The sequence below is a fragment of the Acidovorax sp. FJL06 genome (assembly GCF_003852545.1).
Taxonomy (GTDB): Bacteria; Pseudomonadota; Gammaproteobacteria; order Burkholderiales; family Burkholderiaceae_C; genus Acidovorax.
Genome location: NZ_QAJR01000010.1, coordinates 1 through 24,728 on the forward strand (window position 1 = coordinate 1; position 24,728 = coordinate 24,728).

The following is a 24,728-nucleotide window of genomic DNA, read 5'->3' on the forward strand; positions in this document are numbered from 1 at the left end:
CAACCCTAAACAGAAGCAGCCGTATTGACCATTTTTCAGCTGCATTCGTTCGCTTCATCCCATCCAAAGAAATCACCTCCCACTGGAAGCCCTCGCTTCTTATCTTGTGTGGGACGACCATCAGCGCCACCCCCCGAGCTGCGTTCACATCTGCTCAGACCAAAAAAAGAAGCCACAATAAAAAAGGGACCAGGCCACAGCCTAGTCCCCTTCAACAAGTAGTGGCCAACGCCACATTCGCCAGGCCTCACCCCAGCCTGCACAACTCCATGTTTACCTTGACGAGCTCTGACTCGTGAACCCACCCGAGGGTGGAGTTCGGACCAAACTCGGCGTCATGGACTCCCTTCAACTGCACCCACTCCTGAAACCGCCCCACCACCCGCAAGGTAAAGCCCTTCATCAGGATCATCTTGGGCTTGGTGTCCTCGTACGGCACAGCAGTCTCAAATACCCGCGTGCCTACAAACACCGTACGGTTCTTCACCTCCTTGCTCAGCGGCCGCACGCAAGCCGAAGTCTCCGGCTGTGGTGACTGCGCCCATGCGCCTTGCACCAGCAACGCACACAAAAGGCTGCCAGCTAACAATAGGGCAGGGCAGGTAACTCCCTGGAGGTGCCTAGGAATTGCATTCGTTCCAACATCTTGAACCTGCTTATTTTTTGTTGTCTTCATTGCATATCTCCTTTCCGCGCCAGATCAGCGCCCGTGTTTCTCAACACACTCGATCAAAGCCTTCGCAAAATCTGCCTGCAGGGTCTGCAGCGGAATCCCGCCCCGGCTCTCCGCAAACTCATCCAGGTTCTTGAGGTCGTAGCGCTCGCCCATCTTGTCCACCGCGCACTGACAGGTCTTCTTGCTGCTGCCCCCATCAGTGCAGCCCTTGACCATCATTCGTTCCGTCTTGGAGCCAGAACACCCCACCAAAGCCAGCACGGCACCCAACGTGAGTGCTGTGATCACACCCCTGGACCCACGGATCCAGCTTTGCAGACCCACTAGCTGCGCCCCCGTCATTCCGAATCGCATAACCCCTCCTTGTGTAAAAAAACGCACGCCCAGCCCTCCAGGCGCGCTCATCGTTCTGTTCCCAACTCAAAGCCCCTCACCGCTTTCCACTGTTGGCCATCCCAATCAGCAGCCAGAGCACGATCACTCCCAGCCCGAACCAGAAGCCCAGCGAGGCAAAGAACAGGTAGACCATCAAACACACCAAAATCACCTGTGCCAAAAACGCCATGGTGCTTTCTCCTGTCCAGCCTTAACTGGCCATCACAAACGCCACCATGGCAACGATCAGCAAGCCCCCAATGAACTTGCCCAGTCCTGGCAACACCATCACAGGCCACACCAACCCCTGGCCCAGGTGGTACGCAAAACTTCGGTAGGGCTCATCCCCCCAGTTGTTGGCATAGATCGCATACAGCAGCCCGAACAAGAAATACCCCACCACCACCCAACGACCCCAAGCAAACCGCTTCATGGCAATTCCTCCTAAAGTTGAAGCACTAACCACTCAAAATTCCCACGGAGCGCACAAATAGTGATGCAAACTCCGTAGATGCAAAGAAGGCAAAACCGCATCCTCCTGCGGTGTCTGCCAAACCCACGCCCCCGACCCATCTGCCCGACCCGGGCAACGTGCGCGAAATCCTCGCGTACTGGATTCGGCTACTGCGTGTAGAAAAAGGCTGGTCCCAAGAGCGCCTGGCCCACGAGTGCGAACTCGACCGCACCTACGTCTCTGCCGTAGAGCGCTGCCGCTGGAACATCGCCCTGGCCAATATCGAGCGCCTGGCACAGGCCCTGGGGGTAGAGCCCTGGACCCTGCTCAAACCCCCAGAGCAGGCGCTCAAGCCCGCCCGCAAAACCCCCAGAAAACCCCCTGTCAAGACTTGAGACTGCAGTCGAACGCAGAGGTACACGCACCTTCATTGCGAAGTCACCGGCTTACCGTCCCGCGTGAGCGACCCCTGCTGGTACACAAACTCCACCAGCTTCTGAGCCGCCTTGCGCTGCTCTTCCTCGGGTTCGAACGGCCCCGCAAACCCCAGCATCCGAATGGACAGCTTGGGAGCCATATTGGGCTTGTCCTCGACCACCGCAAACACCCGATCCGAGCAAGACCCAAACTTCGGCGACACCTGCACCCCCTGCGCCGACACCGCCAGCACCTGGAAGAGGGCAGGGCAGGCAGTCCCCGATCCACTTTGCAGCAACAGCACATCCTCTGCACCTACCGGCGCATTGCGCACGATGCGCACGGATTCCTCCTGAGGCGATAGAACGGTTTGCCCGTTTAAAACAACCGAAGAATCTCCCTCCTGCACAGCCACAACCCCAAACCGGGTCTTGACCTGCATCTCAGGCTCCTCCAGCGCAGACTCCACGCGGGCATCTCCCGCGTCAATCATCCCCAGCCAAGCCGACGGCGAAACACTGAACCCCAACTCACCCAAGACCTTGGTGGCCGGTGCCTGACTGTCCAGCGGCCTGGCCCGCACCCCCTCGACCAGACACGGCATGTTCTGCACACACTGCGACAAAAGCCGCTGGCCCAGAGCACTCTTTGGATCGAACACAAACGCCACCAGATCCCCCGTCTCCGGGCTCACCTCGAACACAGCCCCCTGTTCACCACGGCGATCCAGTACCCCAGCGATCTCCAGAAAGCCCGAGACCGTTTGCACCGGCAACTCAGGCGCTTGCACCTCGGCCTCCTTGCGCTGGCAACCGGCCAGCGACCCAGCCAGGCCCAACACCGCTAACGAAACAACCACCAGGCTTGGCGCAAGCCGCACCCTTCTTCTCATGGACTGCATAAAACTCCCTCTCTGTTAGTAAATGATATGTGATGCAAATGCATCAATTGAACGCCAACCAAAGACCATCGGTTGACCGATTGCTGAACGGGCAGGGATGGGGAAGTGGCTGCGAGATCTTTGCCGCAGCTCAGCCGCTACCGTGTGAGATGTTCCATATGGAGCGAGAACATCCCTGCCCGTGACCAGCTTCCCCCGTGGACCTGCACAAACTCCGTTGCCTTGGTACGATCCCAAGCGCACGCAACGAAGACCCCCACCAAGAACAGATCCCCTGAGTGAAGAACCTGAGCGCCTCCATCTCGATGAACCCGTCCACCGCCAGGAACTGCTGCGGCTACTGCCGGGCCACCAGCTACCACCGCGTGCTCGCACGCGATGACGCCGGAGTCATGCGCTACACCGAAGCCCTGCGTTGCACCGGTTGCGGCCGGGAATACGCCAACCTGCAGGTATGGCGCCAGGGCGACACCCAAGACGCCACGACTCCCCCCGTTGCAACTGCCAACTGAGCATTCCTGGGCTCCGGTTCGCGTAGAGTGCTTCCTGTGTCTAAAAGGTCCTCCTTGGACCCAATCACAACACCCCAGCACTCACTCCCAACGCACCCCCATGCCCAGCTACGCCGAACTCCTCGCCCAGAAAAAACTCCTCGACGAACAAATCGCCAACGCCAAGAAGGCCGAGTCCGAACAGGCCCTCCAAACCGTCCTGCAACTCGTTCAGGAATTCGGCTTCACGGCCCAACAGGTCTTCCCCTGGAAGCCCCAGCCCAAGAAGGTCGCTGCCAAGTACCGGGACCCCGACACCGGTGCCACCTGGTCCGGCCGAGGTAAGCCGCCCCAGTGGATTGCAGGCAAGGACCGCACGCCCTTTGTGATTGCCTGATCGGTACGGAATGGGAGCCAGCCAGTGCGGATGCACTGTCTGAGCTCCCGCCAGATCACTGGGGGCTCTGGCCTTTGCCGGGAGACAGTGCGATCGCTGAGAGGACCATCCCGCAGTCCAGGTTGCCCTCCAATGTACGCGCCGACCAAACAGCCCTAAACTCCGCCACCCGCATAGCCGCCTCATGGCGCGGATCGGTTCCAGGAACCAGACTCTGGTTGTGCCCCAATCCCCAGCCAGGATGCACCTGGGTGTCCAAGACCAAGAGGCCGGTAGCCACTGTGCACACCACACTGCCTGATTCATCCCCCACTGGACTCCAAGGCCCCTCCACACCGACCACGAGCATCCAGTGAGGCGCAGGGCTGGGTTGCCTGGTAGCTCCCCGTACCTCCCTGGCAATCGACTGCCAGAGCAGGAGCACCAGGCCACCCAGGTGAACCGCCTCGTGGCACAGCGCCAGCAGGTCCGAAGGCGCTTGCTCCCAGACCAACTGAGCATGGAACCCCGGCAGGAGTCGCTGCGCATGGCGCAACACCCCGGCTGCAATGCTTACAGTTGGTACAGCCACCCGCTGGCCAGTGAGCAAGGCCACTGCTTGCTGAAGTGCCACCCCCCCTGTGCGATGGGGTGGTGCTCGATGCCTCACCAGAATCCCGGGAAGCACCTTGGCGCTTGGTTCTGAATCCGGCCCACTCCGATAGCAAGGCACCGTCTCCATCACCAACCCCACCACATAGCGCCGAACCAGCCCTTCAGGCCCCCGCATGGGAAGCCCCCGGATCACCTGTTGCGATGCCACGCACTCCCAGCGCTTCCTGCTTGCGATGCAGCTTGCCGCGCAGAGAAATCGGCGGAGATGGCTCTCTGGTCCTCCGAGACTCAGAGCCGTCAACATCCCCAGCCCCCGCATGCTCTCCTTCCATGCCAGGCTCAGGATAGAACTCCTCGACAACGCCCACCCCTTCCTCTTCCGACTCCTCGAACTCCCCCAGCGCCAAACCCTGCCGCGCCGCCTCATCCAGCGCCGCCTGATCCAGCCCCAGCGCAGCCTGTTGCTCGCGTTCCTGCCGCGCCAACGCCACGACCTGGGCCAAGCTGCTTCCCGCTCTCAGCGTCAGATCCACGTAGTAGATCGGCGTACGGTGCGACAGCGTGGTGGACTTGCCCCGCAGCCGAAGCTCCAAAGGCAACCCGGCCAGCAACCCACCCGACACCGCAGACAGATACCGCAGTCGGGCTGACAACGTCCGAATGCTGTTGAACCCCGTCGTCCGAAACACAAAGCTGCCCAGTTCATCGCCACTCATATCCGCCATACCCGCTTCGGTATTCCCCTCAGCTTCCACACGCACATGCAGCCGCCCATACGGCTTGCAGTTCCCATCCTGAGCGAGCGGACACACCGCAGGAGAAGGGCAGGGCAGGGACTGCATCCCGGAGATCGTCACCCGCTTGCAGCTGTCTCCATCCCCCACACACAACGGCCTGCCGGTCGCCCGGTCAAACATCGTGTAGTTCGCCCGCAGGCTCAGATCCGGATCGTCAAACAGCAACCGCACCGGAATGCTGCGCAGCTTGGCCCCTGGCTCCTTGCGCAACTGGGCATCCACCGGATGGGGAACCCATCCCTCCTTGTTCTGGACCTGGCTGGTCAGGGTGAACTCATCGTCCTTCTCGGGAAGACGGCGTCCTGCCTTCTCCACCACCCGCCCAATTGCAATGCGCCCGATCACGGGCGGTGTCAAAGCCAAACCTTTGAGCATGTGAATCTCCTTGTTGAATGTGAAAACACCCCTCAAAACACAACGGGCCTCACCGTCACCGATGAAGCCCGTCTGGGGATGCGTGTATGAAAAAATGAATTGAATGAACCTGGGCCCCGATGTCCCCGGCCCACCTCAGGTCTGCACCAGAAACCTCCGACTCCCAGGCTTGGGTACCGTGTAGGCCTTCACGATCTCCGGCTGCTCCTTGGCCAGTCGCGCTGTATCGAGCTGCGTCCCATCCCGGCTGCGTTTGAAGCTCACCTCGCCGTTCTCAAACACCGCCCGGCTGGAGTCCCCCATGCGCTGCTGAATCGCCTGCTTGAGCTGGGCTTCCAGCGCCGTGTTGGTCGCCAACACCTCCCGCACTGCCAGCAGGTCAGAAAACACCGCCCCCATCACCAGGTCATGCTTGAGGTTGAGGGTGAAACCCGTGTCCTTGGGATACAGCGCTCGCAAAGCTCGGTCTGCCGAATCCGACCCATCGGCCGGCGGCGCCTGGCCCCGCTCCACATAGCCCCAGAACTCCCGCTCCAAGGTGATGAGTTGGGCAATCAGCTCCTCATCCCGCTCGATCTGGAAAATCTGCAGTTCCTGACCCCCGAGCAGCACCGCGACATCCGCAGCCTGCTTGCCCGTGACAGCCAACTGGTGCTGCACCTGCAACTGCACATACTCCGGCACCCCATCGCGCCAGAGCCAGGCCCCCTGAATGCCAGCGGTCTTGCATTCCAGCAACTGGACATCCGGGGCCCCCATGACCTCCCGGTCAATATTGGCCAGCATCCAGGGATGCTCGGGATGCTGCAGCACCGCGTTGATGCGCCGTACCCGGTTGCCCGTGCGGCGGGTGTAGTGCGCTGCCACGATGGGTTCCAAGAGCGAGCCCCAGTACATCGGACTCAGATCGTCCGCACCCCCGTCCCCTGGTGGGGCAACAGGGGCACGACCGGTCTTCTCCATCCAGAGCTCCAGCTGCGACTGGTAGGGATTGAGCCCCACAGCAGCCGCAGCATCCGAACTGCCAATGCCTCCCTTGCGCACCTGCAACCACTGATCGCGATCCAGGTCCTGGGTCTTGACAAGTCGAAGGGCAGGGCGGGGTTTGGTGAGGGATGTCCCCACCGGTGAAACAACAGGTTGAACCATGCTGACTCCTTGAATGTGAAAGAAACGAATACCAGCACCGCCCCCAGAAAAACAAAGACCCCGGTCCACTGATGGAGCCGGGGTCTATGCCGTGAAGGGCGATGGCGGTGAATGGATAGAGCGCCGGATGAAAGCCAGGACAAACCGCAACAGCGGCAGACCCAGTCACGACGCCAACTGCAAGGCCTGCTCCAGCGCCCGCTGCTTGAGCGTGGCCCCCTGACCAAACCAGGCACTGTCCAGGCGGTACTCCTGGCTGCGCGCCCGGCGCTCGTGGTCCACGAACTCGGTGACAGCGCACAACAGGCCCCAGGCCGTGCCCTTGGCGGCAGCCAATTCCGCACCCCGGCCCTGGCCCTCGTACATGGCCTGCACCTTCTTGAGGGCGCGCTCATTGGTGAGACCTGCAGACGCATCGGCATGCCCATCCGTCTGGCACAGCACCTTGAGGAAGTAGTTCATGGACTCATGGCTCTTGACCCTGCGCTCAGACAAGGTCTTCATGCGGTACATGAAACCATCCCATTGCGAGACGGCAATGCCCAACTGCTTCTTGACCGCCTGCGCATCGAAGCTGGTGCTGTGGGGCACCTTGATCGCACTCGATGTTCCGGACAGGGCAATGGAGAGGGTGTTGTTGCAGACCACACGCACGGTGGTGGGGGTGGCCGTGGTAGCCAAGGTCCCATCGCAGGACGTGGCCAACAGCAGATAGCCATTGACCACATCGTTGCCCTTGAGGGCTGAGGACTTGCCAGTGCGGGCCAGGGCCCAGAACTTGCGCCCAGCCTTCAGGACTCCGGCAGTCTCCAGCTCATAACCAGAGACTTCCGTCAGATCCCGATAGAACTCCAACACCTGCTTGGGCTGCACGACCTGGTAGCGGGCACTGACCACTGACAGGGGTGCCTTGGTATCACTGCGATAAAGCACCTTCTGATCGGTGAACTCCATGGGTTCGCCATAGAGGTCCGAGACAGAAGACGCAGCACTGGACCCGGAACCGGAACCAGCACCCGCCTGTGTAGCCATGTAGCGCACAGGGGTCTCTTGGATGGTCCAGTCCATGCCTGCTTCACGGGCCCAGACATCGATGGGTTGTTTGGCGGGCAGTTGCTGACCCAGGTTATGCCAGGGGGTCTCACCGACATAGGCCATGGTTTGAACGAGATGTGCCATTGAAATACTCCTTGTAGAAATGGAAGAGAGAACAAGAAAACAAAAAACCGACAACACGAAAACCACCCGCCCACGGCTGCGCCACTGCGCGACTCCAAAGAGCACACAGCTGGAACAAGGAACCGGGGCAGGGGAGTGAGAAAGGGAGAGGGAGAGAGAAACGGAAAGCCAAAGAAGCGCGAGGTCGAGGAACCAGTAGGACGACTACCGCCCATGCACCTCAGTCGCGCGGAGGACCAAAGGTGTGACCGCACTCCAGACAGCGGTAGTTGTCCAGGCAGTTCTGATCGACGGCTTCACCGATCTTGCTGCCGACCTCACAACCGATGGCGCCGCCAACCAGGCCACCGAGGGCGGCACCGGCGAGACCGCCCAGGACGGATCCTGCAGGACCGGCGAATGCGCCGAAAGTAGCGCCCAGTCGGGCACCGCGCAGCGCACTCGCTGCACCGCTGGCAGCTCCTGCGATAGCGCCGACAGCACAGCCGGCATTGCGACCGAGGTCGCGGGATTCCAATCGTGGGGATTGGCATTGGGGACAGGTGAGCATGGAAATCTCCTTGAAAGAACATGCGGGTGAAAGAACCAGAAAACCAAGATAGACAGACCAACAGGCAGCCCCAAAAAGCAAAAGCCCCGGGTGCGTGAACACACGGGGCTGAGAGGGCGCGAGATCGCAAAACCGAGAACCAGAAAGACAGAGAACTCCGACCAGGACGGCATAAAGCCCGGCAACTCGAGATGAGCTTGCCGGGCTTTATGGGCGTTGTGCGACTGCCAAGGGGCAGACGGTGGTCAGGTCACTGGGGTGATATGTGACTGAAGAAATTTAGGATCGGGTACCCGAATTGCATTGAGTCCCACGGGGCACAACCGGAAAGATGTCCGATATGTTTGCATCTGCCCCCCATCTTCTGAAGCAGAATCGTGGCCTCATCAACCCGTGGAGAAACGTATGAAACCAGAACTTGCCGGCTCTGTCAAAGTGACTTACTTACGGCGTGATCGAGATGAAGACGGGGAACTGATAGAGCTCAAGGAAGGGGAGGAGCAATACAGGGGTGAGACGTGTACAGACGTTGTTGATGCCTCCGACTTCGTTTGGGAGAGCGGTGCGGGGCCGCACCTTGACGAGGACGGTACATGGTCGGGTTCCGCGTTGTTCAAAGCGTATTGCGACGGCTATTGCGTCACCTGTGAGATCAATATCGCCACCAAGGATCGTCTGCCCAAAAAGCTCACATTGAACGTCGAGAGTGAAGCGCTGGTCGACTTTGTTTGGGTCGACCAACTCACCGTTGCGTTGGTCCCTACGTCTGGTGTCGGTGCGTTTTAGAAACTCGTCGAGTAGTGACGTCGGGTGAGGCTCCGCGATCGTGCTGGAAACTGGGGTGATCTCGGTTTTTGTGCCGGATCGGAAGGTTATGGAGAAATCTCTTTTTAGAACAACTACTTAGCGTTGCGCAAAGGTGTTCCGCGAGTTCGAAATTCTTCCAGCGTTTTCCCGCGCGCGATGGCTTCGTTCAACCAAGAGGGTCGCCGCCCCTTTCCTGCCCAAGTATTCCCAACTGCATCCTCGTACAGGACAGGTTTGCCGGCTGGGGGTCTCCCGGTCTCTGAGGTCAAAGATTGAATCTTTCTTGCGTTGGCAGTGGTTGCTTCGAACAGATCGGCTGGCTCCAATTCGAACTTGGCGATTACCTCTTTCAACAGTGGAATGATTTCCTCGGCTTCACGGACTTCGCTCATCGCCTCTTCAAGGCGTTTCTTCATTTGAGTGAGTGTCTTGGGCACTGGGATCTCCATAACGGAAGCTTGGACGCAACTTTCTCCATTGTGATGGGGAGCGCCGATGAGAGATAGACCGCCTCTGGCAGTCTTCAACACAGTCTTGCGGTCATGCGTTGGTGTGGCTTTGCGGCGCCTGCAACGTATCCAGGCGGCGCATCAGATCCGCCGTCAGCTGCTGGCGCGCCGCGTCAGCCGCGCTTGTTGCTGCGAGTTGCCGCTCCAGCTCCAGATTGCGCTGAGTGGCCTGAAGCAGATCCGCCTGCAGACGGGCGAGGTCTTGCTCTCGACTCAAGGCCTTCGCAGTCAAATCTTCAAGTTGCTGGGGTACTTCGGCAAGGCCGAGGGCAGTTTGCTGCGCCGCCTGCAGCTGCGTTTCCAGGCTCTGGAGTTGCGACCTGGCCTGACCCAACTCCCGCGCGAGTGCCTGGTTCTGCTGGTGGTCGTTGCGCATCTGCTGCTGATTGGCCGAGACAGCCGCATTGGCCTTAGTCAGTTCCGTCTGCAGGTACTGCAGTTGCTGCTCGTGCTGGCGTAGCTCGCGCTCGCGCTGCTCCTTGGACGCTTCGCGGAAATGCTCCAGAGCCTCCCTGGCATGGGTGTGCTTCTCTTCCAGGGACTGGCTGTGTGCTTGGGCACTCTCAAGCCGGGTCTGCAGCTGGGTCGTTTGCTCGACCAGTTGGGCCTGCTCGATCGCCTTGAGGGCCAACTCCCTGTTGGCGTGCTCGAGGGATTCGCGTTCCCTGGCCAACTCCAGTTGGGTCTGCTCCAGCTGCCGCCTGGCCGCGGCTGTTTCGCTCTTGGAGGTCTCCAGGCTGGCCTTGTACTGCGCTTCCTTGGCGTTGAACTCCTCCATCAGTGCAACGACCCTCGCATTGGCATCAAACTCCAACCTGGTGGACAGGCGGCCTACCAATTCCGCGAGCTCATCGCTGATGCTGATTTTCGGTGCCGTAGCGGCGGCTTCCTCGTCCTCGATTTCCTTGAGGTACCTGTGGATGGTCACCTTGGAGCCGGTATTGCCCAACTCGACGCGCACCGCATCGATGGACGGGTACTTGCCTTGGCTGATCAGCCTATCCCTGGCTCGCAGCACCTCAGACTTGTAGATTCCGGCTCTGGCCATGGCATCCTCCGATTTTTTCGTACCGTATTACATACCATGATATTACATACTGGGTGTGGCAATGAAAAATTGGGATTTCACGAAAAATTCAGACTAGTTAATAAGGGTTTATCTGTTGTGATCACTTCAAAGCCCGCAAAAATGGGGGGGCCGCAGCATGTAACGCGATGGGAGGGGTGGTTTTTCAGTTGCGCGGTCGCGCGTTAAAAATCAGACATGGGGCCGTGGCATGCTATCGATATGAGCATCACATGCGATCTAAGAACCTGGGCAAGGCGGATCAAACGCGATGGAGTGACGCTGTGGTTTGCAGGAAAGAATCCACGCACCCCCTGGTACGCAAAGGCCCTTGGAGTGTTTGTCGTGGCGTACGCGCTCAGCCCGATCGACCTGATTCCGGATTTCATACCAGTGCTGGGGTACTTGGATGATGTATTGCTGCTCCCCGGCCTGATATGGGTCGCTATCAAACTTTTGCCGGCGGACGTCCTGGCTGAATGCAGAACACAAGCCGATGAGTGGATGGCTTCCAAAGCAGCAAAGCCGACCAGCAAAGTCGGCGCAGTCGTTGTTGTACTACTGTGGCTCGCTGCCTGCTTGGGCGCCTGGTATTGGTGGAAGTCGGGCATGACTGGCTGAGGGACGGACTTGCGCGAATCGCCTCGGGAAGGCGCTTGTCCGCCGCAGGCTTTGCGGCATAGGCCTTTGTGAACCTCCGTGGCTACGCTTAGACACAGTGCTGTCAAAACTGTAATGCTGCGGTCAGCGGCATGTGGGTGCCGGATTTCTAGACTTGTCTCCGAGGTGCAAGAAGGTTGTGCCTCCTGAATTCCCACCCGGGCGTTCAGTGCTCAAGGAGACCCCATGAAAGCTCGTTTCGCCCTCATCGCATTCAGCCTGGCAGCCACTGCTACGGCGTCTTTCGCTTCGACCGCGTTTCACACCAGTCCTAGCCAGGAAGAAGGTGCCACTTTCGTGCCATCTCACCTGGGCCGCACCGTCAGCCGTGAAGACGTCCAGCAAAACGTGCTCGTTGCGCAGCAAAACGGTTCGTTGCACTGGATCAGCCGCGGCTACCCCGCCACCTATCCACTGGTCAAAGCACCGGTGTCAAACAAGAGCAGGCAACAGGTTCTGGATGAACTTCAAGCTGCTCAAAAGGGCCCCGCCACTACGAATGGCGTGCGCGACCTGGGCGGCGAGATCGGCTGGGTCGAAGCCCACCAGGCGCCGTGACCGGCTGAGGGCCCTCGGGCCTGGCACACGCAATGCAATCGACTCCGCCCATCCAAGGCACAAATTTTCGCTTCCAACCATTGACCTTAAGGACCAACATGAAACTCAAGACCACCCTCATCATCCTCGCGCTGAGCGCAGCCCCTGCATTCGCTTTCGATGCCAGCCATGGCGCCCAGTCCAAGACACGCGAGGAGGTCAAAGCCGAGCTCTCGCAAGCCCTGCGCAGCGGCGACATCATGGCCGGCGGGGAAATCGGCGCCAAAGTCAGTGAGCTCAACTCCGGTGGCTACCAGTTGAAGACCCCGGTGCTGGGCAAGACCCGGGACCAGGTGCGCGCGGAACTGGAGCAGGCTGTTCGCAGCGGTGACATGCTTGCCGCCGGGGAATCCGGATCACGGCTCAATGAACTGCAGCCCAACCTGTATCCGTCCAAGATGGCGCAAGCAGGCAAGACACGCGAGCAGGTCAAGGAGGAACTGGCAGAGGCTATCCACACCGGGGACCTGATGGCCGCCGGCGAGGACGGCCGCAAGCTCAATGAAATCTACCCTGGCCAATACCACCAGCACCACGCGGGCTCGACGGCCGCGCAATCGGGCCACTCCAATGGCCGCGATCTCTGAACATCAGATCCAGAGCCCAGTCGCGCTGGGCTGGCCCGCCCTCACGCTCCGTGGTGGTGGGCACCAGCGCCGTTCACTCGTGCACACCGGGTGCGACCGGTGAGGTATCTGAATCGGCCGACTTGAGCTCGCCTGTGCTCTAGTTCATCTCACGTTTGACGAGGGCTGCCGAGCAATCCCAAACCTTGACGTAGACCGGCTCTCCAGCAACCACGGCTACATCTGCAGGCAGACGCGCAACGGTCCAGCGCGACCGACCCACCTCTCTCCACTGAACAATGGCGAACCGCTCTTGCGCACGATCTAACTGATCGGCCTTGCACCGGCGCTTGTAGAACGCCAGGTCCTGAGCAGTGGCTTCAACCCTGCTGACTTTGCCCACGCGCCAACCCTCCGCCCACGGTAGGGAGTTTTCATACACGGGGGTGGCGCAGCCGGCGGCGAGCATGGCCACGACACACAGCGCTGGCAGGCGCCACCTGTTTGCCCAGCGCTGTGCAAAGCAGGAACGGAGGGTGGTCGTCCACGCGGAAATCACACGGGTGCTTTCCAGTGATCCGCACCAGCATTCGAAGTGCCGGCGGCAGCCGTACCGCAGGCTTGGGTTTCCAACTGAATGGTGGTGTGGGTGATCTCGAATTGCTTCGCCAGCAACTGGTTGACGGCGGCCAGCATGGTGCCAGGGTCTGCCGCTTGCGGGTTGTACACGACGTGAGCGCTCAGGCTGGTCTTGGCGCTGCTGACCGCCCAGACATGCAGTTCATGCAAGGACACCACCCCTGGCAGGTCCAGGAGCGCACGCTTGAGCTGAGGCAGATCGATGCCTTCGGGGACGCCTTCGAGCAGGATGTTGAGCGTCTCTTTCAGGAGGATCCAGGTGCGCGGCAGCACCCACAAGCCGATGGCCACGGCAATGACGGTGTCGACCCAGTTCCACCCTGTGAACAGAATGACCAGCGCCCCCACGATGACCCCAATCGAGCCGAGCAGGTCGCTCCAGACTTCAAGGTAGGCTCCTTTGACGTTGAGGCTGGAATCCTTGCCTGAGGACAGAAGGCGCATGCTCACGAGGTTGACGATCGTGCCCAGTACAGCGATCACCAGCACCCCAGTGGTCTGGACTGCCGGCGGGTTGCTCCAGCGTTGCCACGCCTCATAAAGGATGTACGCCGCAACGCCAAACAGGAGTAAGGCATTGAACGCGGCGGCCAGGATCTCAAATCGGTGGTAGCCAAAGGTGCGCCGGTCGTCGACATCCCGGCGCCCGACCCGAATGGCCGCCAGCGCAATGGCCAGCGCCGCCACGTCGGTGAACATGTGTGCGGCATCGGACAGCAGAGCCAGGCTGTTGAGCATGACGCCGCCAATGACCTCTGCCAGCATGAAACCGCCGGTGAGCATCAGCGCGTAGCGCAAAGCCTTTTCGTTTCCTGCCGCTGGCAAAGCGTGGTCGGAACCTTTTCCCATGGTCTGTCTCCTCAGATTCAGTCTGGTGATGTCATCGACCGCGTTCAGTCCGCGGTCCTCGTCCGGCCTTGGCGCTCAGTGACGTCGCCGGTGCCGAGGCTTACCCGTGGTCCGGCACTTCAAGCGCGTTATTTGCCGGTCCCTCAGTCTCTTGGCCAGTCGCCGGCTGTACTTGGTTCGAACGTCCATCGGGGGATGGCGCTTGAGCCACATGTGCCGCAGCCGCCAGAACACAAACACAGAGACCAACAAGCTGATCCAGATCCAGAACAGCTTGGCGAAAAGCCCACCCTGGGCCGCCTGCATTGACATGGATCGCTCCTTTTTGCCTCTAAGGGCAAGGACATGCACAGCGCCGAGGGGCGGTACGGACCCGCCACTGCGGTGTCGTTCGCATGGACTGGAGCGATGCTTCGGGCGGCGTTGGTGTTACTTCAGCGTGAAGCGGACCGAGGCGACCGACTTGCCGGCCTTCGAGACGGCGACCACGGCTTTGGTACCGGCGGGGACCTTGAAGCTACCCGCGGCTTCCAACTTGCCCTCACCGGCTTGGAGTTGAACCTCCTGCTTCTCGCTGCCGGCCAGCAGGGTGACCTTGGCGGTCATCCCCGCCACGGCAACGGGTTTTCCGTGGTCGCGCATGAAGAGCTGCAGCTTGTCGGCACTGGCGACGAATTCGTACTCGACGTCCTTGGCTTCCGCCACAGCACCACCATGCATCGGCTTGACGTCGTGGCCGTGGTTGTCAGCCGCGATGGCTGTGCCAGAGATCGATACCGTGAGGGCGAGAAAGAGGTGGGAGAGTTTCATGGCAGTTCCTTTGGGGTTGGAGAAATGGGAAGGTCCCGCGATCAGCGGGACCGCCTTTGACTACACAGGCTTCGGTGCGTCCGGGTGGGAGGGCTCGGCAGACACGTCCTCGGCTTCTTCATCGGGCCTGTGGGCCAGCCGGTAAAGAATCGGCAGCACGAGCAGCGTGAGCAGCGTGGATGAAAGAATTCCACCGATCACCACGGTGGCCAGAGGACGCTGGACTTCCGCGCCGGTGCCTGTGGCGATGGCCATGGGAATGAATCCCAGCGAGGCCACCAGGGCGGTCATCAGCACCGGGCGCAAGCGGGTCAGGGCGCCATCCCTGATCGCTTCGTCCAGGCCGACACCGCCTTCCCTCAGGCTGCGGATGTAGGAAATCATCACCAGGCCGTTGAGCACTGCCACCCCAGAGAGCGCGATGAAGCCAACGGCCGCGGAGATGGACATCGGAATGTCCCGAAGCCACAGCGCCAGGATGCCCCCTGTCAATGCGAATGGGATGCCGGTGAAGACCAGCAAACCGTCCTTGGCATTGCCGAACATCGCGAACAGCAGTCCGAAGACCAGCAGCAGGGAGACCGGTACAACGATCTGCAGGCGCTTGGTGGCTGACTGCAGGTTCTCAAAGGTGCCACCCCAGCTCGTCCAGTAGCCGGTGGGGATCTTGATCTGCGCCAGGCCTTGCTCGGCCTCTGCAACGAACGAGCCCACATCCCGTCCGCGCACGTTGGTGCTCACGACAATGCGGCGCTTGCCGTTCTCTCGGCTGACCTGGTTGGGGCCGGGTGCCAGCTCGAACGATGCGACCTCACCCAATGGGATGAAATTCGTCTTGGCTTCCGTGCCACCGGCAGACCGCGGCAACGGTATGGGTAGCCGCTTCATGCCTTCCAGGTCATTGCGAAGCGCCTCAGGCAGGCGAACCAGGATGTCGAACCGGCGGTCCCCCTCGAACATGGTGCCGGCCTCACGACCACCGATGGCCGTGGCCACGGTGTCCTGGATGTCGGCAACGTTCAGCCCGTAGCGCGCTGCCTTCTGGCGGTCGATGTTCACCGTGAGCATCGGAAGGCCCGTCGTCTGCTCGACCTTGACCTCGGAGGAGCCCTGGATCTTTTGCAGCATGGCGGAGACTTCTTCAGCGGACTTGTTCAACACGTCCATGTCGTCACCGAAAATCTTCACGGCCACGTCACTGCGCACCCCTGAGATCAGCTCGTTGAATCGCAGCTGAATGGGCTGGGAGAACTCGTAGTTGTTGCCGGGGATCTTGCCAATGACTTCCTGGATCGCCGCGAGCAGCTCATCACGGGTCTTTCGAGGCTCGGGCCATTCATCCATCGGCTTGAGCATGATGTACCCGTCCGAAATGTTCGGCGGCATGGGGTCCGAAGCAATCTCCGCAGTACCGGTTCTGGCGAAGATGCGCTCGATTTCGGGGAACTTCGCTTTCAGCGTCTTTTCGATCTGCTGCTGCATCGCCACCGACTGGGAAAGGCTGGTGCCCGGAATGCGCAGTGCCTGGATCGCGAAGTCGCCTTCATTGAGGTTGGGTACAAACTCGCTGCCCATGCGGGTCGCGATCAGTCCGCACAGGACCACGGCAACCGCGGCAATGGTGAGAACCAGCGTTTTGGCGCCCATCACGCGATCAAGCATGGGGCCGTACAGGCGCTTGGCGTGGCCCAGCAAAAAGTTCTCCTTCTCGCTGACCCGATTGCCGATGAAGAGGGCCACAGCTGCCGGGATGAAGGTCACAGAAAGGATCATCGCGCCCACCAAAGCGGCAACCACCGTGAAGGCCATGGGGTGGAACATCTTCCCTTCCACGCCCGTCAGCGCGAAGATGGGCAGGTACACCACCATGATGATGAGCTGTCCGAACAGCAATGGGCGGCGCGACTCCTGGGATGCCAGGAACACTTCATGAAAGCGCTCGGCCCGCGTCAACGGCCGGCCGTGGTGCGCCTGCGCATGGGCGAGCCGCCGAACGCAGTTCTCCACGATCACCACAGCTCCGTCAATGATGATGCCGAAGTCCAGGGCCCCCAGGCTCATCAGGTTGGCACTCACCTTGTAGTGGACCATCCCGGTGAACGTGAAGAGCATCGACAAGGGGATGACCATTGCCGTGATGACTGCGGCCCGGATATTGCCCAGAAAGAGGAACAGGATCACGATCACCAGTACCGCGCCTTCCAGCAAGTTCTTCTTGACGGTATTGATGGCCTTGTCGACGAGCACGGTGCGGTCATAGACCGTCACCGCGTGCACGCCCTCTGGGAGGCTCTTGTTGACCTCCAGCATCTTCTTGTCCACTGCCTGCGAGACGGTCCGGCTGTTTTCTCCGATCAGCATGAACACCGTGCCGAGAACCACCTCGCGCCCGTTGTCGGTTGCGGCACCCGTTCGCAGCTCCCGGCCAATGCCCACGTCGGCCACGTCGCGCACGCGCACAGGAACACCGTTGGCACTGCTGAGGATCACGTTGCCGATGTCCTCCAGCGACTTGACCTGTCCAGGGGCGCGAATCAGGTACTGCTCGCCGCGCTTTTCGATATACCCAGCGCCCACGTTGCCGTTGTTGCGGTCCAGTGCCGTGACGACGTCTTGCAGCGTCACGCCCAGCGAGGCCAGTCGTTCCGGGATGGGGGCGATCTGGTACTCCTTGGCAAAGCCGCCAATGGAGTTGATTTCGGTCACGCCAGGAACGTTTCGCAGCTGCGGCTTGATGATCCAGTCCTGGATCTCGCGCAGGTCGGTCGGGGTGTAGGGACTGCCATCGGGCTTCTTGGCCCCATCCTTGGTTTCGACGGTCCACAGATAGATCTCGCCCAAACCGGTTGAGATGGGCCCCAGGGCTGGCGTGATGCCGGCGGGCAGCCGGTCTCTGGCTTCCTGGATGCGCTCATTGACCAACTGGCGCGCGAAATAGATGTCGGTTCCGTCTTTGAAGATGACGGTCACTTGCGACAGTCCGTACCGTGACAGCGACCTGGTCTGCTCCAGGTTCGGCAGGCCGGCCATGACTGTCTCGATGGGATACGTGACCCGCTGCTCGGTCTCCAGAGGCGAATAACCGGCGGCCTGGGTGTTGATCTGAACCTGGACGTTGGTGATGTCGGGGACCGCGTCGATGGGCAGCTTCTGGTAGCTGAAGACGCCCAGCGCCGCCATGCCCAGGGCCGCCAGCAGCACCAGCCATCGCTGCTCGATCGAGAATCGGATAAGTTTTTCAAACATGTATGGGCTCCGGGATCAGTGCGTGTGTTCGGCAGATCCCTTGCCGAGTTCGGACTTCACGACGAAGCTGCCTGTCGAGGCGTAGGGCATGCCGGGCTTGAGGCCCGACAGGACCTCGATGCGCTTGCCATCGCTTCGGCCCAGCTTCACAGGTTGGGCGATGAAGCCGCCGTCGACCTTGAGGAAGACCACGGGCTTTTCTCCGACGTTCTGGACTGCGTCGGCCGAGATGGTCACAGGCGCTGCCGTTTCTTCGGACACCACCTCGACGTTGACGAACAGGCCGGGGCGCCAGGCGCCCTTGGGGTTATCAAGAACGACGCGGGCCTTGGCGGTACGGGTCTGCTCACCGATCAACGCGCCCACGAAAGCGACAGTACCCGTGGCGGAGGCATCGAAGGCGGTGGCCTTGATGGTGACCTTCTCGCCCACCCGCACCGACGGCAGATCCTTTGCAGGAACATTGATCTCAGCCCACACCGTGGCAAGGTCCGAGATGGTGAACACCGCCGCATCTTCCTTGACGGCCTCGCCAAGACTCAGGTGCTTCTCGATGACGATGCCGTCAAAGGGCGCGCGCAGTTCGATACGGTTCAGTCCGGACTCGGACGAGGTGGACAGGCCCAGCGCACTGAGCTTCTGATTGGCGTTGGCAACAGCGACCTCCGCTTCGCTCAACGCCTGCCTGGCCTGCAGGTAGTCCTGTTCGGCGGAGACCTTCTGCTCCCACAGCTTCTTTTCCCGCTCGTAGGTGGTCTTGGCCAGCGCCAGGCGCTTTTGCGCCGTCTGCAGCTCGCTGCGCTGCTCCGAAGCGGTCGGGCTCGCAATGGCGGCCAGAACCTGCCCCTTTTTGACGACCTGGCCCAGGCTGGCGCTGACACTCTCCACCACACCCGCCAGACGGGGAACCACGTGCGATGTCCGGTCCTCGTTTAGCCGGATCTCGCCGGGCAAAAGCAGCGCCGTCTTGATGTTGGCTGCCGACGCAGAGTCCACCGTAATGGAGGCGGCCTTGATCTGGGCATCGGTCAGTTCGATCTTTCCCTCTTCCTTGCTCATCACGAACATGAAAGGTTCGGTGGCCGTCTGCGCAATGATCTCGATGTCGAACGCGTGGGGTTCGGCGACGATCTCGCGGCTGACCAGGCTGTCCTTTTCTGCGGCAAACGTCAGGTTTTGCTTGTCGTCTGTGGGGCGGGTCACTGTTGCCGTGACCGTTACCGTGTTCAGGGGGAGCGGCTTGTCCTTGTCGGACAGCCAGATCCGCAGCCGAGGCTCGCCACCGTCTTCGGACAGCAATGCTTCCAGGCTGAAGTCGCCTTCCTTGAACACTGTGCCACCGTGGGGGCCCTTGGCCTGGCTCTTTTCATGGTGCTCGCCATCGGCGTGGCCTTTGTCGTCGTCGTGGCCTTTTTCACCGCCTTTGCCGTGGTGTTCTCCATCACCGTGCCCCTTGGCCTCGGTATGGCTGCCGTGGCCGTGGCCATCGCCCTCGGCGGCGACTGCAGTGGGCTTGCCGCCGCCTTGTAGGATGAAGGCTCCTGCCCCGACCCCTAGCGCGAGGACAACGGCAATAGCGATGAGATGCTTTTTGCTGATGGAGGATGTGCTGATGTTCATTGTCATGCTCAGTTGTGCGTTGCGATCAATCCGGAAACCGTGCTGGCCCCAAGCAGGCGGTCGACATCCGCCGCCGCGCGGTGTGCCTCGCCCAGGGCTTTGAGGTACTGGGATTTGGCGGTGAAGTAGGTGCGCTGGGCATCGAGCACCTCCAGGAAGTTGAACTTTCCGTTCTCGAAGCCAATGGTGGCCGCGTCGTAGGCCGACTTCGCGCCGGGCAGAACGTCCTGTTGCAGCGACTGGATCTCCGCAGTGATGGTCGAAAGGCGTTCGCGCGCCTGCGCCACTTCGCTGTGCAGGCGTACCGTGGCCGCTTGCAACTCGTCGCGGGCCTTGTCCTCAAGCTTGAGAGCTTCCAGCAGGTTGCCCTGGTTGCGGTCAAACACAGGCAGAGGCACGGAGACACCAAACAGCAGGACGTTGCGTTGGGTCTCGTTGCTGCGCTGCATGCCGACGCTGACGGTGACATCGGGCACGCGCTTGCTTTGCTCCAGTGCAGTCAGGGCCTGGCGCCGATCCACCTCGATCCGCGCAAGGACAACGCCTGGCGAAGAAGAAATCAAGGGCTGAAGATCGGCGAGGGGCGGTACCGCGGGAAGGTGGTCGGCTTTGCCCTCGAGGACGGTGAACGGCGCGTTGATCTGTCCCAACAGCGCAAACAGGCGAGACAGTGCATTGCGTTGTTCGCTGGCTGCCTGTGCGAGCTCGACGCGAACGCCGGCTTCCGCAACGCGGGCCTTGGACTCTTCCACAGGTGATACCTTGCCAGCGGCTACGCGCTTGGCTACGGTATCCGTTGACGACTTGGCCAATGCCACGCTGTCTTTGGCGAGCGCCAATCGCTCCTGCGCCGTCAGGACGTCGAAGTAGGCTGCGGCCACATTGGCTCGCACGGTGGCCTTCAGCTCAGCGAGCTGGGCCTGTGCCTGCTCGCGTGATTTTTCGGCCGCCTTGGTACGCGCTGCGCGCTTTCCACCCAATTCCACGGGGAGGTTGAGTTGCCAGCTTTGCGTACGTGTTTTGGAGCGTGCGTCTTCCAGCGAATAGGCAAGCTCGGGATTGGGGCGTGAGTGCCCTTGAAGAATCTGCCCTTCTGTTGCCTCCAACTGGCGGGTAGCGGCAGCCACCTCTGGATTCCCGTCCAAGGCCAACTCGATGGCCTTGGCCAGCGACAGAGGCTCAGCGGGAGACACCGCGGCAGTCTGGGGCGCCTGTACTCCACCGACTGTGCCTTGCGACATGCCCTGAGAAGAGGCCCCGCCCGAGAAGGTCAGCAATATGGCCGCGGCACCTGCTGCGAGCCTGAATTTCGTGCGGCCGCCCCATGCGTGCGGCTTTCCTTGAAGGTAAATACCCTTGAACATCCGATTCTCCAGTGATTTCAAAACACGAGGGAATCGGCGGGGTGGCAACCGTGCAGCTGCCTGGCAACTCGTCAGTCAGTGCAGCCGCGACACGCACAACTGCAGCCGCCAAGGGGCGGTCACGACTGACTGAAAGAAGGAGAGATGCCCCCGCCGATCAGGCGAGGACGGGCCACTGTGGGCGGTCGGGAGGTGTGGGCGTTACAGCCGCCAGGCGCTCGCCCGACGGTGAGTCCACGCGGCTGTCATGGGAGACGCGATGTTTGGCGCAGGACCAGTTGAGGGCCCCGATGCCGGCACCATGGCAAACCGAGCAGTCGACATCGGACATGTCGGTGCCTTGGCTGGTCTTGTCGGCTTGGCCGACCCCGCTTTTGGCTTCGTGCTTGTGCTCGTGATGCCCAAGGTGCTGGGCCTGGTCGGTCGAGTTCTCGTGCATGCAATAAGCAGCCACCGCGGACCAGCTGAACTGGAACGGGAGCAATGCAAGCATAAAAACGACGATCAGGCGGCGCATTTTTTGAGTCTAGCACGCGGTCAAGAAGACTTCGTGTGCCGATCAGCCGCCCGCGCCGTACAGTTCCTGGTTGCGCTGCTTCTCAGCGGCTGACATGTTCAGGTACTCCTGCTGCACCTGCTCACGCGTCTTGGAGCCACCCGTTGCTTTGACAGGCAGTGCACCACCGCGAGACAAGATCGCCAGCGTACCGTCCTTGCGCGCGGCTTCTACAGACTGAAGCACTTCGCCACGGGACACGTTGCTTTGGACGTGGTCGGGATGGGTGGTCATTCCCACTTCGCCACCGGCTGGATGGTAGAGCGCCGAAGCAGATGCCAAGCCTGGGGCCGCAATGGCCAGGGCAATCAGGGAGAGTGCGAGGGGTTTGCGAACGGTCATGGTGTGGTCCCTTGATTCGAATGAGCCAGCGGCGATCTACCGCGGCTATGCCTTTCGACACAGGGGGTACTGTAAAAATCGGACCTCGACAAGGCGCCAACAGCCAGATGACAAATTCGTAATCTACGAACAGGCGGCATTCTTCGAGAATGGCACCATGAAAATTCTGCTCATTGAAGACGAGGTCAAGCTGGCCGAGTACCTGCGCAAGGGCCTCGGAGAGGTCGGTTATGTGGTGGACGTCGCCCATAACGGGGTGGACGGCCTACACATGGCCCTTGAAGGCGGCCACGATCTGCTGGTGCTGGACGCGATGCTCCCAGGGATCGACGGCTTCAGCCTGCTGACGGCCTTTCGCAAGACCAGGCAGACCCCTGTCTTGATGCTCACAGCCAGGGTCAGTGTCGAGGATCGGGTGCTCGGACTTCAGACGGGTGCGGATGACTATCTGGTCAAGCCCTTTGCGTTTTCCGAGTTGAGCGCCCGCATCCAGGTTCTGCTCAGGCGCACCCAAGGTGCGCGGGTCGCGGCAGAGCCCACGCAACTGCGTTTGGCCGACCTGGATGTCGACCTGGTGCGGCGCAAGGCGTCCCGAGGCGGTCAGCGCTTGGAGTTAACTGCCAAGGAGTTCCTGCTGTTGACCCTTTTTCTGAGAAGGAAGGGAGAAGTGCTGTCCCGCACGGAGATCGCCGAGCAGGTCTGGGACATGAACTTCGACAGCGATACCAACGTGGTGGAGGTCGCCATACGGCGCCTGCGTACCAAGATCGATGTGCCCTTTGACACCGCGCTTCTGCACACCATCCGCGGTATGGGGTACGTCATGGAAGAGCGCAACGGATGAAGGCCCTGATCCAACATCGCTCATTGCGCCAGCGGTTGTCGTGGTGGCTGGCACTTCAGAGCTTTGCCGGGCTCGGGCTGGTCTGTCTGGCCGTCTACCTGGTGACCGAATTCAACTTCCGAGATCGACAGGAGGAAACGCTGGCGCAAAAGGAAAACGTCATCCGGCACTTGCTGGTGGACGGCAAGGAGCACGGGGATTCGGAAGACCTTGCTCACAAGCTCGATGATTTCCTGGTAGGGCACGGAGATCTTTCGCTTGAAGTCGCGCAGGCCGATGGGGCCATCCTCTACGCCCATACCCGCAACCAGAATGCGAAGACGGTCTGGCGCCAGCGGCAGTTCGAAGTGGCACTGGCTTCGGGCCAGACGGCCTCAAAGAGTTTGCGCGTCCAGCTGTCGCTGGACATCCAGACCGACAACCAGTTGCTGCACCGTCTTGCAGTCACATTGCTGGTGGCAGCCATTGGCGGGGCCGTCGTGGTTTCGCTGGGCGGCTTCTCCCTGGTCAACCTGGGCCTGGCGCCCGTTCGAAGACTGGCCAGCCAGACGCGCGCCGTTTCGGCGGACAACCTCCACCAGCGGCTCGATGGCGCGGAGCAGCCCCTTGAACTCGTGCCGCTGATCGACCAGTTCAATGCACTCCTGGCTCGCATTGAAAAGGCCTACTCCCAGATGGAGGGCTTCAATGCGGACGTGGCGCACGAGTTGTGCACGCCTTTGGCCACGCTCATTGCCAACAATGAACTGGCGCTGCGGCGCCCCGAGCAAGCGGATATTCGCGAGGTGCTGGCGTCCAATCTGGAGGAGCTGCATCGCCTGACCGGTATCGTTAACGACATGTTGTTCCTGTCCCAGGCAGATCGGGGCGTGGGAGCGCGTCGCGCGCCCGTGGCTAGCCTGGCATCGGTGGCGGCCGACGTGCTGGACTACCACGAGGCAGCGCTGGCCGAGGCGGGTCTCACCGCGAAAGTGGTCGGCGATGCGCATGGCACCTTCGATGTGCCGTTGTTGCGCCGGGCATTGTCCAACCTGCTGGGAAACGCAACCCGCTACGCGAGCACCGGCTCCATCGTTCAGATCAACTTGAGAACTGGTGACGAGGACCGCGTGTTGATCAGCGTCACCAACTACGGCAACACCATCGATCCCGAAATACTTCCCCAGCTGTTTGACCGGTTTTTCCGGGCAGATCCTGCTCGCAGCCATGGGCAGAGCAACCACGGCCTGGGTCTGGCCATCGTGGGCGCGATTGCCCGCATGCACCAGGGCAAGCCGGTGGCCAAGTCAGAGAATGGGGTGACAAGTGTCGGGTTAGAAATTCGCGCTCACTGAAAATCAGCGTCGTTTGTTGGCCCGCTGCCTCGGAGCCACGCCAATATCATGATGAGCACCTGGCGGGTGGGCCTCGCTGGGCTGCATGTGATTGTGTTGAAGTGCCGCAGTGGCCAAGCCGCCCAAGATGCCGCACTCACCGGCGAGGTGGCCTGGTGAGCACTGCTGCTGCAAGCTGCGCAATTCCGACTCCAGTGCCTGGAGTTCCCGGATGCGAGACACCACGTGCCCGATGTGCTCCTGAAGAAGTGCGTCCACCGCGCCGCAGTTTTCATCCGGAGCGTCCTTGAAATGCAACAGCACCCTGATCTCATCGAGGGTCATATCCAGGCATCGGCAATGGCGGATGAAGGCCAGACGCTCGACATGACTGCTGTCGTAGACCCTGTAGTTGCTTTCTGTGCGCATCGCGATCGGCAGCAGGTTCTCGCGCTCGTAGTAGCGGATGGTCTCAGTCTGCGTGCCGGTGGCCTTGGCAAGTTCGCCGATTTTCATAAAGCGTCCTTTGCAAAATCTGGTTTCCGTAGGACAAGGCGGCGAGATTTGGGGAGTCGCTTGACTTTA

28 protein-coding genes are annotated in these 24,728 nt (G+C 60.9%); 9 read left to right on the plus strand and 19 right to left on the minus strand.

Going from position 1 to position 24,728, the window contains the following annotated elements:
- Window positions 1-247: 247 nt before the first annotated feature.
- From DBV10_RS05530 to DBV10_RS05540, 4 genes are all read right to left on the minus strand, one after another.
- A complete protein-coding gene (locus tag DBV10_RS05530) occupies window positions 248-676 on the minus strand; it encodes a hypothetical protein (RefSeq protein WP_124511450.1) in 429 nt (142 codons plus the stop codon).
- 24 nt (window positions 677-700) lie between these two features.
- Window positions 701-895: a hypothetical protein gene (locus DBV10_RS05535; protein ID WP_056419652.1), complete on the minus strand. Its 195-nt coding sequence runs from the start codon at window positions 893-895 to the stop codon at window positions 701-703.
- A gap of 211 nt (window positions 896-1,106) precedes the next feature.
- Window positions 1,107-1,241 (minus strand): hypothetical protein, encoded by a 135-nt coding sequence (locus DBV10_RS23300; RefSeq protein WP_255409640.1) that lies wholly within the window; start codon window positions 1,239-1,241, stop codon window positions 1,107-1,109.
- A 21-nt stretch (window positions 1,242-1,262) separates the two neighbouring features.
- Entirely contained in the window at window positions 1,263-1,484 is a 222-nt protein-coding gene (locus DBV10_RS05540) for a hypothetical protein (protein ID WP_100409567.1), read from the minus strand.
- A gap of 110 nt (window positions 1,485-1,594) precedes the next feature.
- Between DBV10_RS05540 and DBV10_RS05545 the strand changes: the two genes are divergently transcribed.
- On the plus strand, window positions 1,595-1,900 hold the full coding sequence (locus DBV10_RS05545; RefSeq protein WP_108625385.1) for a helix-turn-helix domain-containing protein: 306 nt from the start codon (window positions 1,595-1,597) through the stop codon (window positions 1,898-1,900).
- Between the two features lie 32 nt (window positions 1,901-1,932).
- On the opposite strand, the gene DBV10_RS05550 is transcribed toward DBV10_RS05545, so the two are convergent.
- Window positions 1,933-2,823, minus strand: a complete 891-nt coding sequence (locus tag DBV10_RS05550; protein WP_124511453.1) for a hypothetical protein — start codon at window positions 2,821-2,823, stop codon at window positions 1,933-1,935.
- A 278-nt stretch (window positions 2,824-3,101) separates the two neighbouring features.
- Here DBV10_RS05550 and DBV10_RS05555 point away from each other — a divergent pair, with 278 nt between their 5' ends.
- On the plus strand, window positions 3,102-3,335 hold the full coding sequence (locus DBV10_RS05555) for a hypothetical protein (protein WP_124511455.1): 234 nt from the start codon (window positions 3,102-3,104) through the stop codon (window positions 3,333-3,335).
- A gap of 100 nt (window positions 3,336-3,435) precedes the next feature.
- Window positions 3,436-3,711 carry an H-NS family nucleoid-associated regulatory protein gene (locus DBV10_RS05560; protein WP_108625388.1) on the plus strand — a complete coding sequence of 92 codons (276 nt, stop codon included), beginning with the start codon at window positions 3,436-3,438 and terminating at the stop codon, window positions 3,709-3,711.
- Between the two features lie 755 nt (window positions 3,712-4,466).
- On the opposite strand, the gene DBV10_RS05565 is transcribed toward DBV10_RS05560, so the two are convergent.
- The 4 genes from DBV10_RS05565 to DBV10_RS05580 form a co-directional block, all read right to left on the minus strand.
- Window positions 4,467-5,477: a phage capsid protein gene (locus DBV10_RS05565; protein WP_124511457.1), complete on the minus strand. Its 1,011-nt coding sequence runs from the start codon at window positions 5,475-5,477 to the stop codon at window positions 4,467-4,469.
- Window positions 5,478-5,612: 135 nt separating this feature from the next.
- Window positions 5,613-6,626 carry a YqaJ viral recombinase family protein gene (locus DBV10_RS05570; RefSeq protein ID WP_124511459.1) on the minus strand — a complete coding sequence of 338 codons (1,014 nt, stop codon included), beginning with the start codon at window positions 6,624-6,626 and terminating at the stop codon, window positions 5,613-5,615.
- A 165-nt stretch (window positions 6,627-6,791) separates the two neighbouring features.
- Window positions 6,792-7,805 carry a DUF932 domain-containing protein gene (locus DBV10_RS05575; protein WP_124511461.1) on the minus strand — a complete coding sequence of 338 codons (1,014 nt, stop codon included), beginning with the start codon at window positions 7,803-7,805 and terminating at the stop codon, window positions 6,792-6,794.
- Window positions 7,806-8,025: 220 nt separating this feature from the next.
- On the minus strand, window positions 8,026-8,355 hold the full coding sequence (locus tag DBV10_RS05580; RefSeq protein ID WP_108625390.1) for a hypothetical protein: 330 nt from the start codon (window positions 8,353-8,355) through the stop codon (window positions 8,026-8,028).
- 405 nt (window positions 8,356-8,760) lie between these two features.
- Here DBV10_RS05580 and DBV10_RS05585 point away from each other — a divergent pair, with 405 nt between their 5' ends.
- On the plus strand, window positions 8,761-9,141 hold the full coding sequence (locus tag DBV10_RS05585; protein ID WP_056419673.1) for a hypothetical protein: 381 nt from the start codon (window positions 8,761-8,763) through the stop codon (window positions 9,139-9,141).
- A 113-nt stretch (window positions 9,142-9,254) separates the two neighbouring features.
- On the opposite strand, the gene DBV10_RS05590 is transcribed toward DBV10_RS05585, so the two are convergent.
- Both DBV10_RS05590 and DBV10_RS05595 read right to left on the minus strand, forming a co-directional pair.
- Entirely contained in the window at window positions 9,255-9,578 is a 324-nt protein-coding gene (locus tag DBV10_RS05590; protein WP_082493291.1) for an H-NS family nucleoid-associated regulatory protein, read from the minus strand.
- Between the two features lie 124 nt (window positions 9,579-9,702).
- Window positions 9,703-10,719 (minus strand): DNA-binding protein, encoded by a 1,017-nt coding sequence (locus tag DBV10_RS05595; protein WP_082493261.1) that lies wholly within the window; start codon window positions 10,717-10,719, stop codon window positions 9,703-9,705.
- A 240-nt stretch (window positions 10,720-10,959) separates the two neighbouring features.
- Between DBV10_RS05595 and DBV10_RS05600 the strand changes: the two genes are divergently transcribed.
- The 3 genes from DBV10_RS05600 (at window position 10,960) to DBV10_RS05610 (ending at window position 12,581) form a co-directional block, all read left to right on the plus strand.
- Entirely contained in the window at window positions 10,960-11,358 is a 399-nt protein-coding gene (locus DBV10_RS05600) for a YkvA family protein (RefSeq protein ID WP_056419922.1), read from the plus strand.
- Between the two features lie 225 nt (window positions 11,359-11,583).
- Window positions 11,584-11,955: a DUF4148 domain-containing protein gene (locus DBV10_RS05605; protein WP_056419676.1), complete on the plus strand. Its 372-nt coding sequence runs from the start codon at window positions 11,584-11,586 to the stop codon at window positions 11,953-11,955.
- 98 nt (window positions 11,956-12,053) lie between these two features.
- On the plus strand, window positions 12,054-12,581 hold the full coding sequence (locus tag DBV10_RS05610; RefSeq protein WP_056419680.1) for a DUF4148 domain-containing protein: 528 nt from the start codon (window positions 12,054-12,056) through the stop codon (window positions 12,579-12,581).
- Window positions 12,582-13,115: 534 nt separating this feature from the next.
- Here the strand turns inward: DBV10_RS05610 and DBV10_RS05615 are convergent.
- The 7 genes from DBV10_RS05615 to DBV10_RS05650 form a co-directional block, all read right to left on the minus strand.
- Window positions 13,116-14,048, minus strand: coding sequence for a cation diffusion facilitator family transporter (locus tag DBV10_RS05615; RefSeq protein ID WP_056419686.1), 933 nt, complete (start codon window positions 14,046-14,048; stop codon window positions 13,116-13,118).
- Window positions 14,049-14,477: 429 nt separating this feature from the next.
- Window positions 14,478-14,858: a hypothetical protein gene (locus tag DBV10_RS05625; protein ID WP_124511463.1), complete on the minus strand. Its 381-nt coding sequence runs from the start codon at window positions 14,856-14,858 to the stop codon at window positions 14,478-14,480.
- A gap of 60 nt (window positions 14,859-14,918) precedes the next feature.
- Window positions 14,919-18,104 (minus strand): CusA/CzcA family heavy metal efflux RND transporter, encoded by a 3,186-nt coding sequence (locus DBV10_RS05630; protein ID WP_124511465.1) that lies wholly within the window; start codon window positions 18,102-18,104, stop codon window positions 14,919-14,921.
- A gap of 15 nt (window positions 18,105-18,119) precedes the next feature.
- Window positions 18,120-19,730, minus strand: coding sequence for an efflux RND transporter periplasmic adaptor subunit (locus tag DBV10_RS05635; RefSeq protein ID WP_056419698.1), 1,611 nt, complete (start codon window positions 19,728-19,730; stop codon window positions 18,120-18,122).
- Between the two features lie 2 nt (window positions 19,731-19,732).
- The gene (locus tag DBV10_RS05640; RefSeq protein WP_056419702.1) at window positions 19,733-21,088 is read right to left on the minus strand and encodes a TolC family protein; all 1,356 of its coding nucleotides are present in this window, start codon (window positions 21,086-21,088) and stop codon (window positions 19,733-19,735) included.
- 157 nt (window positions 21,089-21,245) lie between these two features.
- Window positions 21,246-21,605 (minus strand): cation efflux protein, CzcI family, encoded by a 360-nt coding sequence (gene czcI, locus DBV10_RS05645; RefSeq protein ID WP_056419705.1) that lies wholly within the window; start codon window positions 21,603-21,605, stop codon window positions 21,246-21,248.
- A 42-nt stretch (window positions 21,606-21,647) separates the two neighbouring features.
- Window positions 21,648-21,986, minus strand: coding sequence for a DUF4148 domain-containing protein (locus tag DBV10_RS05650; RefSeq protein ID WP_056419708.1), 339 nt, complete (start codon window positions 21,984-21,986; stop codon window positions 21,648-21,650).
- A 157-nt stretch (window positions 21,987-22,143) separates the two neighbouring features.
- Between DBV10_RS05650 and DBV10_RS05655 the strand changes: the two genes are divergently transcribed.
- On the plus strand, window positions 22,144-22,830 hold the full coding sequence (locus tag DBV10_RS05655) for a heavy metal response regulator transcription factor (protein ID WP_056419925.1): 687 nt from the start codon (window positions 22,144-22,146) through the stop codon (window positions 22,828-22,830).
- Window positions 22,827-24,164 (plus strand): heavy metal sensor histidine kinase, encoded by a 1,338-nt coding sequence (locus DBV10_RS05660; protein ID WP_082493263.1) that lies wholly within the window; start codon window positions 22,827-22,829, stop codon window positions 24,162-24,164. The genes DBV10_RS05655 and DBV10_RS05660 overlap by 4 nt, the downstream gene beginning before the upstream one ends.
- Window positions 24,165-24,167: 3 nt before the next feature.
- On the opposite strand, the gene cadR is transcribed toward DBV10_RS05660, so the two are convergent.
- Window positions 24,168-24,659, minus strand: coding sequence for a Cd(II)/Pb(II)-responsive transcriptional regulator (gene cadR, locus DBV10_RS05665; RefSeq protein ID WP_056419711.1), 492 nt, complete (start codon window positions 24,657-24,659; stop codon window positions 24,168-24,170).
- Window positions 24,660-24,728 lie beyond the last annotated feature (69 nt).